The 20,075-nt window shown below is 74.6% G+C and carries 2 protein-coding genes and 1 pseudogene; all 3 read left to right on the top strand.

Features of this window, described 5'->3' with window-relative positions:
* Positions 1-5: 5 nt before the first annotated feature.
* Positions 6-5,339, top strand: a complete 5,334-nt coding sequence (locus AB0M82_RS14330; protein WP_364721466.1) for a type I polyketide synthase — start codon at positions 6-8, stop codon at positions 5,337-5,339.
* A gap of 46 nt (positions 5,340-5,385) precedes the next feature.
* On the top strand, positions 5,386-13,584 hold the full coding sequence (locus AB0M82_RS14325; RefSeq protein ID WP_364721464.1) for a type I polyketide synthase: 8,199 nt from the start codon (positions 5,386-5,388) through the stop codon (positions 13,582-13,584).
* 46 nt (positions 13,585-13,630) lie between these two features.
* Positions 13,631-20,053 (top strand): annotated as a pseudogene (locus tag AB0M82_RS14320) (type I polyketide synthase); the annotation flags it as partial.
* Positions 20,054-20,075: the final 22 nt, after the last annotated feature.

The raw sequence follows: 20,075 nt of genomic DNA, 5'->3' as shown, positions 1-20,075 counted from the left end.
CCTCCATGGACACCCCCGAAGGCAAACTGCGGGAGTACCTCCGCTGGGCCACCACCGACCTGCGCGACACCCGCAAGCGGCTCGCCGACGTCGAGGACCGGGCCCACGAGCCGATCGCGGTCGTCGGCACCGGCTGCCGCTACCCGGGCGGCGTCCGCTCGGCCGCCGACCTCTGGCGGCTGGTCCGCGAGGGCGGGGACGCCGTCGGCGAGTTTCCCGCCGAGCGCGGCTGGGACGTCGAGGCGCTCTACGACCCCGACCCGGACAGCCAGGGCACGACCTACGCCCGCGGCGGCGGGTTCTACCGCGACGCGGCGAAGTTCGACGCGGCCTTCTTCTCGATCAGCCCGCGCGAGGCGCTGGCCATGGACCCCCAGCAGCGGCTGCTGCTGGAGATCGGCTGGGAGGCCTTCGAAAGCGCGGGCATCGACCCGGTGTCGATGCGCGGCGAACCGGCGGGCGTGTTCGTCGGCGGTGGGTTCTCCGACTACGGCGGCGCGATGCAGTCCGCGCCCGAAGGCGTCGAGGGCCACCTGGTGACGGGCAAGGCCGGCAGTGTCCTTTCCGGACGGATCGCCTACACCCTCGGCCTGGAGGGCCCGGCCGTCACGGTCGACACGGCGTGTTCGTCGTCGCTGGTGGCGCTGCACCTCGCCGTGCAGGCCCTGCGGCGCGGCGAGTGCACGATGGCGCTCGCCGGTGGCGTGACGGTGATGTCGACCCCGGCCGTGCTGATCGAGTTCAGCCGCCAGCGGGGGGTCGCCCCGGACGGGCGCTGCAAGGCCTTCGCCGCCGCGGCCGACGGCATGGGTTTGGCCGAGGGCGCCGGCATGGTGCTGCTGGAACGCCTTTCGGACGCGGTCGCGAAGGGCCGGACCGTGCTCGCGGTGATCCGCGGCTCGGCGATCAACCAGGACGGCGCGTCCAACGGGCTGTCCGCGCCTAGCGGTCCCGCCCAGCGGCGCGTGATCCGCAAGGCACTGGCCGACGCGCGGCTCACCCCGGCCGAGGTCGACGTCGTCGAGGCGCACGGCACCGGCACCGAACTGGGTGACCCGATCGAGGCGCAGGCCCTCCTGGCCACCTACGGCCAGGCCCGGGCGGGGGCGCCGCTGTGGCTGGGCAGCGTCAAGTCGAACATCGGGCACGCGCAGGCGGCTTCCGGGGTGGCGGGCGTGCTCAAGATGGTCGAGGCGCTGCGGCACGGCGAGCTGCCGAAGACCCTGCACGTCGACGAGCCCTCGCCGCACATCGACTGGGCGGCGGGCGAAGTCGAGCTGCTGACCGAGGCCCGCCCGTGGCCCGGTTCGGCGGAACGGCCGCGTCGGGCGGCGGTGTCGTCGTTCGGCGTGAGCGGCACGAACGCGCACGTCATCCTCGAGGAAGCGCCAGAGCGCCCCAATGTGGCGTTGGGTGCATCTGACGCACCGAACGCCACATTGGGTGCGTTGGACGCACCGAACGCCACATTGGGTGCGTTGGACGCACCCAACGCCACATTGGGGCGTTTGGGGGCCGTGGTGCCGTGGGTGCTGTCCGCCAAGACCCCGGGTGCGCTGCGGGCCCGGGCCGCGCAGCTGCGCGAGGTCGACGCCGACCCGGCCGACATCGGGTTTTCGCTCGCCACCACCCGGACCGTGCTCGACCACCGTGCGGTCGTCCTCGGCCGCGGCGACGAACTGCGGCGGGGGCTGGCCGCGCTGGCCGCGGGCGAACCGGACCCGGCGGTCGTCGAAGGCACGCCGTCGGCCACCGGCGGGGTCGTCTTCGTCTTCCCCGGCCAGGGTGCACAGTGGGCCGGGATGGGGCAGGAGCTCCTCGAAACCGAGCCCGTCTTCGCCGCGCGGATGCGCGAGTGCGCCGACGCACTGACGTCCTTTGTGGACTGGAAGCTGCTCGACGTGCTGTCCGACGAAGCCGCTCTGCGGCGCGTCGACGTCGTGCAACCCGTGCTGTGGGCGGTGATGGTGTCGCTGGCCGCGGTGTGGCGTGCCCACGGCGTCGAGCCCGCGGCGGTCCTCGGGCACAGCCAGGGCGAGATCGCGGCGGCGTGCGTCGCCGGGGCCCTGTCCCTCGAGGACGCCGCCCGGGTCGTCGCCATGCGCAGCCGGGAGCTGGCGAGCCTGGCCGGCGCGGGCGGCATGGTGTCGGTGGCCCAGCCGGTCGCCGCGGTGACCGAGCGGATCGACGGCACCGGCCTGTCGATCGCCGCCGCCAACGGGGCCGGCTCCGTCGTCGTCTCCGGGACGCCGGAAGCCCTCGACGACCTCATCGCCGGCTGCGAGGCCGACGGCGTCCGCGTCCGCCGCGTCCCGGTCGACTACGCGTCGCACTCCGAGCAGGTCGAAGCCATCGAGGAACGGCTGCTCGAGGTGCTCGCCCCGGTGCGGCCGCGGGCGGGGGAGCTGCCGTTCTACTCGACCGTCACCGGTCGTCCGGCCGACACCACCCAGCTCGACGCCGGTTACTGGTACTGCAACCTCCGTCAGACCGTCGAGTTCGAGCGGGCGACGCGCGCGCTGCTCGCCGACGGCCACGGCGTGTTCGTCGAGTGCAGCCCGCACCCGGTGCTGGCCACGGCCGTGCAGGAGACGGCGGAGGACGCGGGCCGCGAGGTCGTCGCGGTCGGTTCGCTGCGCCGCGACGACGGTGGGAAGGCGCGCTTCCTGCGGTCGGTCGCCGAGGCCTTCGTGCGCGGCGTTCCGGCCGGCTGGGCGAAGGCGTTCGACGGCGCGAACGTCGTCCCGCTGCCGACCTACCCGTTCGAAGGCGACCACTTCTGGCTCCCCGCCACGGCCGCCGCCGCGGACCTCGGCTCCGCGGGCCTCAGCGAGGCCGGGCACCCGCTGCTCGGGGCGGCGGTCGAGCTGCCCGACGACGGCGGCTTCCTGTTCACCGGACGGCTTTCGCTGCGGTCGCACCCGTGGCTGGCCGAGCACGCCGTGCACGGCACGGTCCTGCTCGCCGGCACCGCGTTCGTCGAACTCGCGCTGCACGCCGCGGCCGAAGCCGGCTGCGCCGAAGTGGAAGAGCTGGCCCTGGAGGCGCCGCTCGTGCTGGCCTCCGACGGCGCCGTGCGGATCCGGCTCAGTGTCGGCGCGGCCGGTGCCGACGGCCGCCGGGCCGTCGCGCTGCACTCGCGCCCGGAGGACGACCTGCTCGGCGACTGGACGCGGCACGCGGCCGGGTTCGCCGCGCCGGGCGACGCCGCTCCGGCGGCCGGGCTCGCGCTGTGGCCGCCGTCCGACGCCGAGCCCGTCGCGCTCGACGACGTCTACGGGCAGGCGGCCGACCGCGGATTCGTGTACGGGCCGGTGTTCCAGGGCCTCAAGAGCGTCTGGCGACGCGGTGACGAGGTGTTCGCCGAAGTGGCCCTGCCGCGTGAGCACCACGCCGAGGCCGCGCGGTTCGGCGTGCACCCGGCCCTGCTCGACGCGGCCCTGCACGCCGTCGCGCTGGGCTCGCTCAACGCCGAAGGCACCGGGCGGCTGCCGTTCTCGTGGGCCGGGGTCCGGCTGTACGCGGCCGGGGCGACCGCGCTGCGCGTGCGGCTCGCGCCGTCCGGCCCGGAGACGCTGACCGTCGAGGTCGCCGACGAATCCGGCGCGCCGGTCGCGGTGATCGACGCGCTCACCTCGCGGCCCGTCGTGCCCGGCCAGGTGCGGGCGGCACGGCGGTCCGGCCCGCTGTTCCGCGTCGGCTGGGTGCCGCTGCCCGCACCCGCCGAGCAGCCGGACGCCGAGTTCTTCCGGGTTCCCCGCGGCGACGTCCGCGAAGTGCTGGGCGCGGTCCTGAACCGGCTGAAGTCCGGGCTCGGCGAGGAGCGGCGGCTCGTGTTCGTGACGTCGGGCGCGACCGCCGACGATCCCGACCTCGCCGCGGCGGCGGCCTGGGGCCTGGTGCGCTCGGCGCAGGCCGAGCACCCGGACCGGTTCGTCCTCCTCGATCTGGAACACCCGGACGACCCGTTGCCCACCGGGTTTCCGCCCGACGAAGACCAACTCTCCATCCGAAGTGGACAGACCTTCGTGCCGCGGCTGACGCCGGTGCCCGCCGAACCGGCCGAGCCCCCGGCCTTCGGGGGCAGCGTGCTGATCACCGGCGGGACCGGGACGCTCGGCCGCCTGGTCGCCGGGCACCTCGCGCGGAACGGGACGAAGCGGCTGGTGCTGGTGAGCCGCCGCGGATACGCCGCTCCCGGCGCCGCGGACGTCGTCTCCGGCCTGACCGCGCTGGGTGCGGAGGTCACCGTGGTCGCGTGCGACGTCGCCGACCGAGCCCGGCTCGCCGAGGTCCTCGACGGCGTTCCGGACCTCGCCGCCGTGGTGCACACGGCCGGCGCGCTGGACGACGGCGTCGTCGAAGCCCTGACGCCGGAACGGATCGACACCGTCCTGCGGGCCAAAGCGGACGCCGCGTGGCACCTGCACGAGCTGACGCGGGACCGCGAGCTGGCGGCGTTCGTGCTGTTCTCCTCGGCCGCGGGCACGTTCGGCACGCCGGGGCAGGGCAACTACGCCGCCGCCAACGCCTACCTCGACGCCCTGGCCCGGCACCGGCGGGCGCACGGCCTGCCCGCGCAGTCGCTGGCCTGGGGGCTTTGGGCGGACACCAGCGAACTGACCGGCACGCTCGGCCGGACCGGCCAGGACCGCCTGCGCCGCACGGGATCCCGGGCGTTCACCGCCGAGGACGGCCTGGCGGCGTTCGACCTGGCCCTCGCGACCGGCGAACCGGTGCTGGTGCCGGTGCGGCTCGACCTCCGCGTGCGCGGTGACCAGGGGGTGCCACCGCTGCTGCGCGGCCTGGTCCGCACGCCGCCGCGGCGGACCGCGGCCGGCGACACTTCCCTGCGCAGCCAGCTGGCCGGGCTGGCTCCGGAGGAGCGGGACCGGGTGCTGCTCACCCTCGTGCGCGCCCAGGCGGCGGCGGTGCTCGGGCATGCGGGCCCGGGCGCGGTGGAGCCGGGACGCGGGTTCCTGGACCTCGGGTTCGACTCGCTCACCGCGGTCGAGCTGCGCAACCGCCTGCAGGCGGCGACCGGCCTGCGGCTGCCCGCGACGCTGGTGTTCGACCACCCGACGGCGACCGCGCTGGCGGCGTTCCTCGCCGACCGGTTCGGCTCGGACGGCGCCCCGGCGCTCGCCCCCGCGCTGGCCGAACTCGGCCGTCTCGAAGCGGTGCTGGCGCCGTTCGCCGGCGAGGCTCGCACGGCGATCACCCTGCGCCTGAAGGAACTTCTCTCCCGGTGGAGCGACGAGCCGGGCCCAGCCGACGACATCGACGCTGCCACGGACGACGAGCTGTTCGGCGTCCTCGACGAGCTGCGCACCCCCTGACCTCGGGCGAGCGCGCGCCGGAAACCCCACACACAGGAGCCATCGGATGTCCCACGAACAGAAGCTGCGCGACTACCTCAAGCAGGCCGCCAAGGACCTGCGCGAGGCCCGCGGCCGGGTGCACGAGCTGGAGGAACGCGATCGCGAGCCGATCGCGATCGTCGGGATGAGCTGCCGCTACCCCGGCGGGGTCACCTCGCCGGAGGACCTGTGGCGGCTGGTCGCCGAGGGCTCCGACGCCATCTCGGAGTTCCCCGGGGATCGCGGCTGGACCGTCGACGACGTTTACGATCCCGACCCGGAGACGCCCGGCAAGTCGTACGTGCGCGAGGGCGGCTTCATGTCCGGTGCCGCCGACTTCGACCCCGGCTTCTTCGACATCAGCCCGCGCGAGGCCCTGGCCATGGACCCGCAGCACCGGCTGCTGCTGGAGACGTCGTGGGAGGCCTTCGAGCGTGCCGGGATCGACCCGGCCACCGTGCGCGGGCACAAGATCGGCGTCTTCGCCGGCGTGATGTACCAGGACTACGCCGCGCGGCTGACGTCCGTGCCGGAGATCGTCGAGGGTTACCTCGGCAGCGGCAACGCGGGCAGCGTCGCTTCCGGCCGGGTCGCCTACACCTTCGGCCTCGAGGGTCCGGCGATCACCGTCGACACCGCGTGCTCGTCTTCGCTGGTCGCGCTGCACCTCGCCGTCCAGTCGCTGCGCCGCGGCGAGACCACGATGGCGCTGGCCGGCGGGGTCACGATGATCGTGACGCCGACCGGGTTCATCGAGTTCAGCCGCCAGCGCGGCCTCGCGCCGGACGCCCGCTGCAAGTCGTTCGCCGGCGCGGCGGACGGCACCGCGTGGGCCGAAGGCGCCGGAATGCTGCTGGTGGAACGGCTTTCCGACGCACAGCGGCTCGGGCACCCGGTCCTCGCGGTGGTCCGCGGCACCGCCGTCAACCAGGACGGCGCCAGCAGCGGGCTGTCCGCGCCGAACGGACCCGCGCAGCAACGCGTCATCCGCGCCGCGCTGGCCGACGCCGCGCTGACGTCGGACCTCGTCGACGCCGTCGAAGCGCACGGCACCGGCACGGTGCTCGGCGACCCGATCGAGGCCCAGGCGGTGCTGGCCACCTACGGCGCCGAGCGCCCGGCCGAGCGGCCGCTGCTGCTGGGGTCGCTCAAGTCGAACGTCGGGCACACGCAGGCCGCGGCCGGCGTCGGCGGCGTGATCAAGATGGTCGAGGCGATGCGCCACGGCGTGCTGCCGAAGACACTGCACGTCGACGAGCCGACGCCGCACGTGGACTGGGCGGCGGGCGCGGTCGAGCTGCTCACCGAGGCGACGGACTGGCCGGACACCGGCCGCCCGCGCCGCGCGGGGGTGTCGTCGTTCGGGGTGAGCGGGACGAACACGCACGTCATCCTGGAACAGGCGCCGGCCGAGGAGATCACCGAGCCGGGCGAGCCGCCCGCGGTGCTGCCGTGGGTGCTGTCGGGGAAGACGGAGGCCGCTCTGCGCGCCCAGGCCGAGCGTCTGCTGGAGGTCGACGCGGATCCGGTCGATCTGGCCGTGGCACTGGCGACCAGCCGGGCGCACTTCGGCGAACGCGCGGTCGTGCTCGGGGACCTCGACGCGGGCCTGCGGGCGATCGCGGCCGGGGAGCCCGCGCCGTCGGTCGTGCGGGACACCGTCGCCGCGGGCGAACTCGCGTTCCTGTTCTCCGGACAGGGTTCGCAGCGGGCCGGGATGGGCCGCGAGCTGCACGAGACGTTTCCGGTGTACGCGCGGGCGTTCGACGAGATCTGCGCCGGCTTCGACCCCCGCGTGCGAGAGCTGGTGCTCGACGGCGGCGCGGACCTCGACCGCACCGAGTACGCCCAGGCCGCGCTGTTCGCCGTCGAGGTCGCGTTGTACCGGCTCGTCGAGTCGTGGGGCGTCCGCCCGGCCTACCTGCTCGGGCACTCGATCGGCGAGATCGCCGCCGCGCACGTCGCGGGGGTGTTCTCGCTGGAAGACGCGCGAACCCTCGTGACGGCCCGCGGACGGCTGATGCAGGCGCTGCCCGCCGGTGGCCTCATGGTCGCCGTGCGCGCGAGTGAGGAGGACGTCCGCGCGGCGCTGCGGGACGGCGTCTCGATCGCCGCCGTCAACGGCCCGGAGTCGGTGGTGCTCTCCGGCGAGGCCGACGCGGTCGCCGCGGTCGCCGCGGTCGCGGCCGGGTTCGGGAAGGCCAAGGCCCTCACCACCAGCCACGCCTTCCACTCCGCGCTGATGGACCCGATGCTGGCCGGGTTCCGCGCGGCCATCGAGGGCCTGAACTTCGCCGAGCCGCGGATCCCGCTCGTGTCGGACGTGACCGGCGCGCTCGCCACGCCCGGGCTGGTCACCGACCCGGACTACTGGGTGCGGCACGTCCGCGAGACGGTCCGGTTCGCCGACGGCGTCACGGCTTTGCACGCCGAGGGCGTCCGGACGTTCCTCGAGCTGGGCCCGGAGGGCGTGCTCAGCGCACTGGCCCAGGACTGCCTGCCCGGGGACGCCGCCGCCGTCGCGGTCCTGCGCGCCGGACGACCGGAAGCGCGCTCGGCCGTCGCCGCGCTGGCCCGGCTCCACACGCGGGGCGTGACGCCCGAATGGGCCGCCTACTTCGCCGGGAGCGGCGCCCGCCGGGTCGACCTCCCGACTTACGCGTTCCAGCGCACGCGATACTGGCTGGAAGCCACCGGTTCCGGCGGGTTCGTCGAACTCGCCGCCAAGCCGGAACCGCCGAAGGGCGCGCTGGCCGCCCGGCTGTCCGGGGCCCCGGCGAACGAGCGGATCCGGGTGCTGACCGACCTGGTCCGCGGCCAGGCCGCGGTGGTGCTCGGCCACGGGACCGCCGACGAGGTCCGCGCGGACCGGCCGTTCAAGGAACTGGGCTTCGACTCGCTCACCGCCGTCGAGCTGCGCACGCTCCTGGCCACCGCGCTCGGCCGTGAGCTGCCGGCCACGCTCGTTTTCGACCACCCGACGCCGTCGGCGCTGGCCGCCTACCTCGACGGCGTGGACCTCGAAACCGCCGAGGAAACCGTGGTGGCGCACGACGAGCCGATCGCCATCATCGGCATGAGCTGCCGCTACCCGGGCGGGGTCACCTCGCCCGACGACCTCTGGCGGCTGGTCGCCTCCGGCGCCGACGCCATCTCGCCGTTCCCCGAGGATCGTGGCTGGGACGTCGACGCGCTGTTCGACCCGGACCTGTCGCGGCCCGGCACCACCTACTCGATCGAAGGCGGGTTCGTCACCGGCGCCGCCGAGTTCGACGCTGGCTTCTTCGGCATCTCGCCGCGCGAGGCCCTCGCGATGGATCCGCAGCAACGGCTGCTGCTGGAAGCGTCGTGGGAGGCGTTCGAGCACGCCGGCGTCGACGCTTCGGCGTTGCGCGGGGCGAAGGTCGGCGTGTTCGCCGGCACCTCGGCGCAGGACTACAGCTCTTTGCTGGCCACCATCCCCGCCGAGGCCGAGGGGTACGTCGGCACCGGGACCGCGTCCAGCGTCGTCTCCGGCCGGATCGCCTACACCTTCGGCTTCGAGGGCCCGGCGCTGACCGTCGACACGGCGTGCTCGTCCTCGCTGGTGGCCCTGCACCTCGCCGCGCAGGCACTGCGCTCCGGCGAGTGCTCGATGGCACTGGCCGGCGGCGTGACGGTGATGTCGACCCCGGCCGGGTTCATCGAGTTCAGCCGCCAGCGCGGGCTCGCGCCGGACGGCCGCTGCAAGTCGTTCGCCGGGGCCGCCGACGGTGTCGGCTGGTCGGAGGGCGCCGGCGTGCTGCTCGTGGAACGGCTCTCCGACGCTCTGCGCAACGGTCACGAAGTCCTCGCCGTGGTCCGGGGTTCGGCGGTGAACTCCGACGGCGCGTCGAACGGCCTGACCGCGCCGAACGGGCCCGCGCAGCAGCGGGTGATCCGGCAGGCGCTGGCTGTCGCGGACCTGCGGTCGTCCGATGTGGACGTCGTCGAGGCGCACGGCACCGGCACCACCCTCGGCGACCCGATCGAGGCGCAGGCGGTGCTGGCCACCTATGGCCAGGACCGGGAAACGCCGTTGCTGCTCGGCTCGCTGAAGTCGAACATCGGCCACACGCAGGCCGCGGCCGGCGTCGCCGGCGTGATCAAGATGGTGCAGGCGATGCGCCACGGCGTGCTGCCCAAGACGCTGCACGTCGACGAGCCGACGCCGCACGTCGACTGGGCGGCGGGATCCGTCGAGCTGCTCACCGAGGCCCGGGAGTGGCCGATGGGGGAGCGGCCGCGACGGGCGGGGGTGTCGTCGTTCGGCGTGAGCGGGACCAACGCGCACGTCGTCCTCGAAGAACCCCCGGCCGTCGAGCCGCGCGAGCCGGAAACCCTGCCGGTGCTGCCGTTCGTGCTGTCCGGGCGGGACGCCGAAGGCCTGCGGGCCCAGGCGGCGAAGCTGCGAACCGCCGACCTCCCGCTCCCGGACGCCGCGTGGACCTTGGCGACCGGCCGCGCCGCGCTGGAGCACCGGGCGGCCGTGGTGGCCGCCGATCGTGAGGAACTCCTGGAGGGTCTCGGGGCCCTCGCCGAGGGCCGGGCCCACCGGTCCGTCGTGCAGGGCACGCCCGTGAGCGGGGGCGTCGCGTTCCTGTTCACCGGGCAGGGCTCGCAGCGGGAAGGGATGGGCCGCGAGCTGTACGCGACGTTCCCGGTCTACGCGGCGGCGTTCGACGCCGCTTGCGCGCACCTGGACCCGCGGGTGACGGAACTCTCGGGCGCGCCGGACACGGAACTCGCCCAGCAGGGCATCTTCGCGGTGGAAGTCGCGTTGTTCCGGCTCCTGGAGTCGTGGGGCATCCGGCCGGACCACGTCGTGGGGCACTCGGTCGGCGAGATCGCCGCCGCCCACGTCTCCGGGGTGCTGAGCCTCGAAGCCGCGTGTGCGCTGGTCGCCGCGCGGGGCCGGTTGATGCGGGCCCTGCCCGAAGGTGGCGTGATGATCGCCGTCCAGGCGTCCGAAAAGGACATCCGGCTGCCCGCCGGGGTGTCGCTGGCGGCGGTGAACGGCCCGGACTCGGTCGTGCTGTCCGGCGAGGAGGCCGCGGTCGTCGAGTACGCGGCGGAGTTCGCGAAGACCAAGCGGCTCAACACCAGTCACGCGTTCCACTCGGCGTTGATGGAGCCGATGCTCGCCGAGTTCGCCGCCGCGATCGACGGGCTCACCGCCGCCGAACCCACCATCCCGTGGGTGTCTACTGTGGAGGCTGGCGGCGACGGCTCCGCGGCCTACTGGGTGCGTCAGGTCCGCGAGTGCGTCCGGTTCGCCGACGCGGTCGCCACGACGAACGCGCGGACGTTCGTCGAGATCGGTCCGGACGCGGTGCTGAGCGCCGTGGTCGACGACGCCGTCCCGGTGCTGCGCGGCGGGCACGACGAGGTCCGGACCGCGCTGGCCGCGGTCGCGCGGCTGCACGTCCGCGGGGTCACCCCGGACTGGACCGCGGTGCTTCCCGGCGGCCGCAAAGCCGACCTCCCGACCCAGGCGTTCCGGCGTGACCGGTTCTGGGTGGAGCCGTCGTGGGCGGCGGGCGACGTCACCGCCGCCGGGCTGTCCGCCGCGGAACACCCGCTGCTCGGCGCGGCCGTCGAGCTGCCCGGCACCGGCGGCTGCCTCCTGACCGGCTCGCTCTCGGTCAAGACGCACGCGTGGCTGGCCGACCACGCCGTGCAGGACACCGTGCTGCTGCCCGGCACGGCGTTCGTCGAACTGGCGTTGCGTGCCGCCGACGAGGTGGGCTGCGCGGCGATCGAGGAACTGACCCTCGCCGCGCCGCTGGTCCTCCCGCCGAAGGGCGCGGTCCGGATCCAGGTCGCCGTCGGCGCGGCGGACGACGCGGGCAAGCGCCCGATCACCTTGCACTCCGCCACCGGCGACGACGACCAGGCGTGGAGCCTGCACGCCACCGGCACCCTCGCGCCCGAGGCGCCGGCCCGGGCCGACGGCCTCGCGGTCTGGCCGCCGGACGGTGCCACGGAGATCGACGTCACCGGGCTGTACGACGGCCTGCAGGACAACGGGTTCGGCTACGGCCCCGCGTTCCAGGGGCTGCGCGCGGCCTGGTCGCTCGATGGCGCCGTCTACGCCGAAGTCGCGCTGCCGGACGAGCAGCGCGATTCCGCCGGCCGGTTCGGGCTGCACCCGGCGTTGCTCGACGCCGCGCTGCACGCGGTCGGGCTCGGCGACTTCGTCACCGCGAAGGGCCAGGGCCATCTGCCGTTCTCGTGGAACGGGGTGGCGCTGCGGACGTCCGGCGCGGCGAGCCTGCGGGTCCGGCTGGCGCCGGTCGGGCCGGACACGATCAGCCTGACCGTCGCCGACGGCGCGGGCCGTCCGGTCGCGTCGGCGGAATCCCTGCTGCTGCGCGCGATTTCCGCGGCGGGCATCGAGGCACGGGCCGAATACCACCGGTCGCTCTTCCGGATCGACTGGGCGCCCGCCGCCACCGGCGCCGTGCCGGCGGCCACCTGCGCGGTCCTCGCCGATCCCACCCTCGCCGCGGCGCTGCGCGGTGCCGGAGCCGTTGTCAAGACCACGGACGAACCGGCGGACTTCACGTTCCTGCCGATCACCGGCGACGACGTCCACCGCGTCACCACCGAAGTGCTCGAGACGGTCCAGAACCGGTCCGCCGGCCGGCTGGTGTTCGTGACCCGGGGCGCCGAACGGGACGTCGCCCTCGCGGCCGCGTGGGGTCTCGTGCGCACCGCCCAGGCCGAGAACCCGGACCGCTTCACGCTGCTGGACCTCGACGGCGACCTCGACGGCCGCGCGATCCTCGCGGCCCTCGCCGGCGGTGAACCGCAGGTGCTGCTGCGCGGCGGAGAGACGTTCGCACCTCGCCTGGCCCGGGTCCCGGCGGGCGAGGAGACGGCTCCGGCGTGGAAACCCGGCGGCACCGTGCTCATCACCGGCGGCACCGGCACGCTCGGTGGCCTGCTCGCCCGCCACCTCGCCGCGGGCGGTGTCCGCCACCTGGTGCTCGCGGGCCGTCGCGGCCCGGACACGCCGGGTATCGCCGAGCTCGTGTCCGAATTGGACACCCTGGGGGCGCACGCCGAAGTCGTCGCGTGCGACGTGGCCGATCGTGAAGCCTTGACGGCACTCCTGGCCGGGATCCCCGCCGAGCACCCGCTCACCGCGGTCGTGCACACCGCCGGCGTTCTCGACGACGGCGTCCTCGCTTCGCTCACGCCGGAGCGGTTCGCCACCGTGCTGCGGCCCAAGGCGGCCGCGGCGTGGCACCTGCACGAGCTGACCGAGCACCTGGACCTGGCCGCGTTCGTGCTGTTCTCGTCCGCGGCGAGCACCCTCGGCAACGCCGGGCAGGCCAACTACGCCGCCGCCAACGCGGTCCTGGACGCGCTGGCCCGCCACCGGCACGCCCGCGGCCTGCCCGCGACGTCGCTGGCGTGGGGCCTGTGGGAGCAGTCGAGCGGCCTGCTCGGCGAACTCACCGACGTCGACAAGCGCCGGATGAACCGCGGCGGCTTCGGCGCGCTGGCCACGAAGGACGCCCTCGCGCTGTTCGACACCGCGCTGAGCCGGCCCGAGCCGGTCCTGCTCCCGATGGAACTGGACGTCGCGGCGATGCGGACGCGGATCGGCGGCGGCCCGGTGCCCCCGCTGTTCCGCGGCCTGATCCGCGCCACCCGGCGGCCGTCGGCCGCGCCCGAGGAAGGCGAGCTGGCCGCGCGGCTGGCCGAGGTACCCGCCGAAGAGCAGGAAGCGGTCCTGCTCGACCTGGTGCGGGCACAGGTCGCGGCCGTGCTCGGGCACGCGTCCGCCGACGCGATCGACCCGGACCGCGGGTTCGGCGACTTCGGATTCGACTCGCTCAGCGCGGTCGAGCTGCGCAACAACCTGGCCGCCGCGACCGGGCTCCGGCTGCCGGCGACGTTGATCTTCGACTACCCGGACCCCCTGGTTCTCACCGGCTTCCTCCTGACCGAGCTGGGCCGCTCGACGACCGAAGCGGCCGATCCGGCGCTCACGGCGTTGGCGCAGCTCGAAGCCGGTCTGGCGGCCGGCGAACCGGCGGAAGCGACGCGGATGGCGCTTAGAACCCGTTTGGAAGTGCTGCTTGCGACCCTCTACCCGCAGACCGGTGACCAGGGCGGCGCCGGCGAACATCTCGACTCCGCCACGGACGAGGAGCTGTTCGCCCTGATCGACCAGGACTTCGAAGTCCACTAGCCGCCGCCCGCCGAACCCCACCGATCCACCCGAGGAGACGCCCGGAATGGCGAACGAAGACACCCTCCGCGACTACCTGAAGCGGGCCACGGCCGACCTGCGGCAGGCGCGGCAGCGGCTCGGCGCGACGCGCTCGCAGCTGGCCGAGCTCGAAGCCCAGGCCAGGGAGCCGATCGCCATCATCGGGATGAGCTGCCGGTACCCGGGTGGCGTCGGCGACCCCGACGGGCTGTGGGACCTGGTGGACCAAGCCCGGGAGGGCATCGGCGCGTTCCCCGAGGACCGCGGCTGGGACCTCGGGAAGCTCTACGACCCGGATCCCGACCACCTCGGCACGTACTACGTCACCGAAAGCGGCTTCCTGCGTGAGGCCGCCGACTTCGACCCGGCGTTCTTCGGCATCTCGCCGAGGGACGCGCTGGCCATGGACCCGCAGCAGCGGCTGCTGCTGGAACTGTCGTGGGAGGCCATCGAGTCGGCGGGCCTCGCCCCGGCGTCGCTGCGCGGCAGCCGGACCAGCGTGTTCGCCGGCGTCATGTACAACGACTACGCCGCGCGGCTGCAGCCCGTGCCCGACGGCTTCGAAGGGTTCATCGGCAACGGCAGCGCGGGCAGCATCGCGTCCGGCCGCGTCGCCTACACCTTCGGGCTGGAAGGCCCGGCCCTCACCATCGACACGGCGTGCTCGTCGTCGCTGGTGGCGTTGCACCTGGCCGCCACCGCGCTGCGCCGCGGCGAGTGCTCGATGGCGCTGGCCGGCGGCGTGACCGTGATGTCCACCCCGACCGCGTTCATCGAGTTCAGCCGGGCCCGCGGGCTCGCCCCGGACGGCCGCTGCAAGTCCTTCGCCGCGTCCGCCGACGGCACCAGCTGGGGCGAGGGCGCCGGGATGCTGCTGGTGGAACGGCTTTCCGACGCGCGGCGCCTCGGCCACCCCGTGCTGGCCGTGGTCCGGGGGACCGCGGTGAACCAGGACGGCGCGTCCAACGGGCTCACCGCGCCGAACGGCCCCGCCCAGCAGCGGGTGATCCTCGACGCGCTCGCCGCGGCCGGTCTCGAACCGTCCGAAGTGGACGCCGTGGAGGCGCACGGCACCGGCACGGTGCTCGGCGACCCGATCGAGGCACAGGCGGTGCTGGCCACCTACGGGCAGGACCGGACGGAGCCGCTCTACCTCGGCTCGCTGAAGTCGAACATCGGGCACAGCCAGGCCGCCGCCGGCGTCGGCGGCGTGATCAAGATGGTGCAGGCCATGCGGCACGGCGTCCTGCCGAAGACCCTGCACGTCGACGAGCCCAACCCGCGGGTCGACTGGACCGCGGGCGCCGTCGAGCTGCTCACCGAGGCCCGCCCGTGGCCGGAGACCGGGCACCCGCGTCGCGCCGGCGTGTCGTCGTTCGGGGTCAGCGGCACCAACACCCACGTCGTGCTGGAACTCCCCGAAGAGACCGCGGAACCGGCCGAGCGGGTCACCCCGCCGGTGCTGCCGCTGCTGGTCTCGGCCCGGAGCCAGGACGCGCTGGCCGCCCAGGCACTGTCGCTTCTGGACCACCTTGACGACGATGCGTCCCTTGTGGACGCCGCATACACGACCACGACCCGGGCGCGGCACCCGCACCGGGCGGTCGTGCTCGGCCGCGACCGGGCGGAACTGCGGCAAGGACTGGCCGACCTCGCGGCCGGGCGGCCCACGGTCGTCGCGGACACCGCGGCGCCGGGCAAGACCGCCTTCCTCTTCTCCGGGCAGGGCGCCCAGTACGCGGGCATGGCGACCGAGCTGTACCAGGCTTATCCGGTGTTCGCCGCCGCGCTCGACGCGGCGCTGGCCGAGCTGGACCCCGCGGTGCGCGTCGCGGTGTTCGACGGTGACCGCCTGGACGACACCGAATTCACCCAGCCCGCGCTGTTCGCGGTCGAGGTCGCGCTGTTCCGCCTGCTCGAGGCGTGGGGGGTGCGACCGGACTTCCTGCTGGGGCACTCGATCGGCGAGATCGCGGCCGCGCACGTGTCCGGGATCCTTTCGCTGGCCGACGCGGCCACGCTGGTCACCGCGCGCGGACGGCTGATGCAGGCCCTGCCGGCGGGCGGCGTGATGGTCGCGGTCGAGGCCGGTGCGGGCGAGATCGCCCCGACGCTGCCCGACGACGTCGCGATCGCCGCCGTCAACGGGCCCGGCGCGGTCGTGCTCTCCGGTACGGCCGAAGCCGTCACGACCGTCGCCGCGGCCTGGGCCGAGAAGGGCCGCAAGACCCGCGAACTCGCGACCAGCCACGCCTTCCACTCGCCGCTGATGGCGCCGATGACCGCGGAGTTCCGGGCCGCGATCGCCGGGCTTTCCTTCGGGACACCGGCCATCCCGGTCGTGTCCACGGTGACCGGGAAGCCGATCGAGCTCGCCGACCCGGACTACTGGGTCACGCACGTGCTCGCCACGGTCCGGTTCGCCGACGGTGTCGCCACCCTGCTCGGTTCCGGCGTGACGACGTTCGTCGAGGTCGGGCCCGGCGGCCGGCTGGCGGCGCTCGTCCCCGGGGAGGCGGTCGCGGTCGCCACGCTGCGGCCGGAGCGGCCGGAACCGCTGACTTTCGCCGCCGCCGTCGCCCGCCTGCACACGCGGGGCCGGGAGCTGGACTGGGCCGCGGTGTTCGAGGGCACGGGCGCGCGGCAGGTCCCGCTCCCGACGTACGCGTTCCAGCGCAGCCGCTACTGGCTGGAGGCGAAGGAAACCGGCGGTGACGCGGCTTCGGTCGGCCTGGGGGCGACCGAACACCCGCTGCTCGGCGCCGCAGTGTCCCTCGCCGGCGGTGACGGGTTCCTGTTCACCGGGGTGCTCTCCCGGCGGGCGCACCCGTGGCTGGCCGACCACGCCGTGCTCGGGACGGTGCTGCTGCCCGGGACCGCGATGCTGGAGCTGGCGTTGCGCGCGGGGGAGCAGGCGGGCTGCGGACGAGTCGAGGAACTGACGCTCGAAGCGCCGCTCGTCCTCGGCGACGACGGCGTGCAGGTGCAGCTTTCGGTCGGGGCCCCGGACGACGCGGGCCGCCGGAGCGTCGGCCTGCACTCGCGGCCGGACGGCGCCGCCTTCGACGAGCCGTGGGTCCGGCACGCCACCGGATTCCTGGCCCCCGGGACGGCGTCGCCGGGGCCGGACCTGAGCGAATGGCCGCCACCGGGCGCCGAACCGGTACCCGTCGACGGCATCTACGACGCCGTCGAGACGGCCGGATTCCACTACGGACCGGCGTTCCGCGGGCTGCGCGCGGCCTGGCGCCGCGGCGAGGAGGTGTTCGCCGAAGTCGCGCTCGACGACGACCACGCGGGAGACGCCGAACGGTTCGGCGTGCACCCGGCGCTGCTGGACGCGACCCTGCACGCGGCGGGCCTGGCCACCCCGGACGCGGCTCCCGAAGGACGGCTGCCGTTCGCCTGGACCGACGTTTCCCTCTTCGCCGCCGGCGCGTCTTCCGTCCGGGTCCGCCTGGTCCCGGCGGGCCCCGGCGCCGTGTCGCTGACGCTGGCCGACCCGGCCGGGAAACCGGTCGCCACCATCGGCTCGCTGGTCTCGAGGCCCGTGTCGGCCGACGGCCTCGACGCCGGACGCAGCCTGCGTGACGCCCACTTCACCGTGGACTGGCCACCGGCTCCGGCCGGGGACTTCGCGGGACCGGTCGAGGTCGCGTACCTTCCTTCCTGCACTGCCGCGGTGCCCGAGCAGGTGCGCGAGACGACCGCCGCCACCCTGGCGTTGCTGCAGGACTGGCTCGCGGGCGCCCAGGAAGCCCGGCTCGTGCTCGTGACGCGTGGCGCGGTGGCCGAGGTGCCCGACCTCGCCGCGGCCGCCGCGTGGGGGCTCGTGCGCGCCGCGCAGTCGGAGAACCCCGGCCGGTTCGTGCTGCTCGACCTCGACACCGAAGAGCTGTCCGACGAGGTCCTCGCCGCGGCCGCCGCGACCGGCGAACCCCAGCTCGTCCTCCGCGACGGCGAACTGCGGATGCTGCGCCTGGCCCGCCCGCCGGTGTCCGATGTGGACGCTCCGGTCTTCGACGGCACGGTGCTGATCACCGGCGGCCTCGGGAGCATCGGCGCGCTGACCGCGCGGCACCTCGCCGGGCAGGGCGTCCGGCGTCTGGTCCTGACCGGCCGGCGCGGACCGGACACCCCCGGCGCCGCGGACCTGGTCTCGGATCTTGCTTCGGTGGGCGCCGATGCCTCGGTGGTGGCGTGCGACGTCGCCGACCGGGACGCGTTGGCCGCGGTTCTCGATGGCATCCCGGACTTGTGCGCCGTGGTGCACGCGGCGGGCGTGCTCGACGACGGCGTCGTGGAATCCCTGACCCCCGAACGGTTCGAGGCGGTCTTCCGGCCCAAGGTGGACGCCGCCTGGGCGTTGCACGAGCTGACGGCCGACCGCCCGCTGTCGGCGTTCGTCGTGTTCTCCTCCGCCGCGGGCGTGATGGGTGGCGCGGGCCAGGGCAACTACGCCGCGGCCAACGCCTTCCTCGACGCGCTGATGACCCGCCGCCGGGCCGACGGGCTGCCCGGCACCGCGATGGCCTGGGGTGCGTGGGCCCAGGGCATGGCCGCGGACCTCGCCGACGCCGATCTGCGCCGGATGAGCCGCGGCGGCATGATCCCGCTGTCCACTGTGGATGGACTGGCGCTGTTCGACGCCGCGCTCGCTTCCGCGGCGCCGGTGCAGCTGCTGAGCAGGCTCGATCTCGCCGTGCTCGGCAAGCAGGCGTCCGCCGGGATGCTGCCGTGGCTGCTGCGCGGCCTGGTCCGGACCCCGATGCGGCGGGTAGGCGACGCGGTCGACACCGGTCTCGCGCAGCGGCTGGCCGGGCTGGCCGAGCCGGAACGCCGTGAGGTGCTCGCCGACGTCGTCAGCACGCACGTCGCGGCGGTGCTCGGCCACGGCTCGACGGCCGCGGTCGACCTCGAAGGCGCGTTCAAGGACCTCGGCTTCGATTCGCTGACCGCGGTGGAGCTGCGCAACCGCCTCGGTGGCGCGACCGGCCTGCGGCTGCCCGCCACGCTGATCTTCGACTACCCGAGCCCGGCCGCGCTCATCGACCACCTCGTCACCGAACTGGGCGGCGCGGCGTCGCCGGTGGCCCCGGTTTCCGCCTCGGTCCCGGCCGACGAGCCCCTGGCCATCATCGGCATGAGCTGCCGCTACCCCGGCGGCGTCAGCTCGCCCGAGGAGTTCTGGGAGCTGCTCACGGAAGGCCGTGACGGTATTTCGGGATTCCCCGCCGACCGCGGCTGGGACCTCCCCGACACGGGCGACTTCGTGCCCGAAGGCGGGTTCCTCTACGACGCCGACCGCTTCGACCCCGAGTTCTTCGGCATCTCGCCGCGCGAGGCCATGGCCATCGACCCGCAGCACCGCCTGCTGCTGGAGACGGCGTGGGAGTCGTTCGAGCGAGCCGGCATCGATCCCGGCTCGCTCAAGGGCAGCCGGACCGGGGTGTTCGCCGGCCTGATGTACCACGACTACGTCTCGCGGCTCACCGCCGTGCCGGACGACCTGGCGGGCTACCTCGGCAACGGCAGCGCGGGCAGCGTCGCTTCGGGACGCGTGGCCTACACGTTCGGCCTGGAAGGGCCCGCGGTCACGATCGACACGGCGTGCTCGTCTTCGCTGGTCGCCCTGCACCTGGCCGCGCAGTCGCTGCGCTCCGGCGAGTGCACGATGGCGCTGGTCGGTGGCGTGACGGTGATGTTCACGCCGACCGCGTTCCTCGAGTTCAGCCGCCAGGGCGGGCTGTCCGGCAACGGGCGGTGCAAGTCCTTCGCCGCGTCCGCCGACGGCACCGGGTGGGCCGAAGGCGCCGGGATGCTGCTGGTGGAACGGCTTTCCGACGCGCGACGGCTCGGCCACCGCGTGCTGGCGGTGGTCCGCGGCACGGCGGTCAACCAGGACGGCGCGTCCAACGGCCTCACCGCGCCCAACGGCCCGGCCCAGCAGCGCGTGATCCGCGCGGCGCTGGCCGGTGCGCGGCTCCAGCCGTCCGAAGTGGACGCCGTCGAGGCGCACGGCACCGGTACTTCGCTGGGCGACCCGATCGAGGCGCAGGCCCTGCTGGCGACGTACGGCCAGGAACGGTCCGAGCCGCTGTGGCTCGGTTCGGTGAAGTCCAACATCGGCCACACGCAGGCCGCGGCGGGGGTCGCGGGCGTGATCAAGATGGTGCAGGCCATGCGGCACGGCGTGCTCCCGGCGACCCTGCACGTCGATGCCCCTTCGCCGCACGTCGACTGGTCCGCGGGTGCCGTCGAGCTGCTCACCGAGGCGCGGCCGTGGCCGGAGACCGGCCGTCCGCGCCGCGCGGCGGTCTCGTCGTTCGGGGTCAGCGGCACCAACGCGCACGTGATCTTGGAAGAACCCGAGCGCCCCAATGTGGCGTTCGGTGCGTCAGACCGCGGAGGTAGAAGAACTGCTCGCGCAGCTCGTCCTCGTTCGTGATGATGGCGCCGCCGACGACGTC

Source organism: Amycolatopsis sp. NPDC051128 (assembly GCF_040682715.1).
Lineage (GTDB): Bacteria > Actinomycetota > Actinomycetes > Mycobacteriales > Pseudonocardiaceae > Amycolatopsis.
This window is presented reverse-complemented; position numbering and strand designations above follow the sequence as displayed.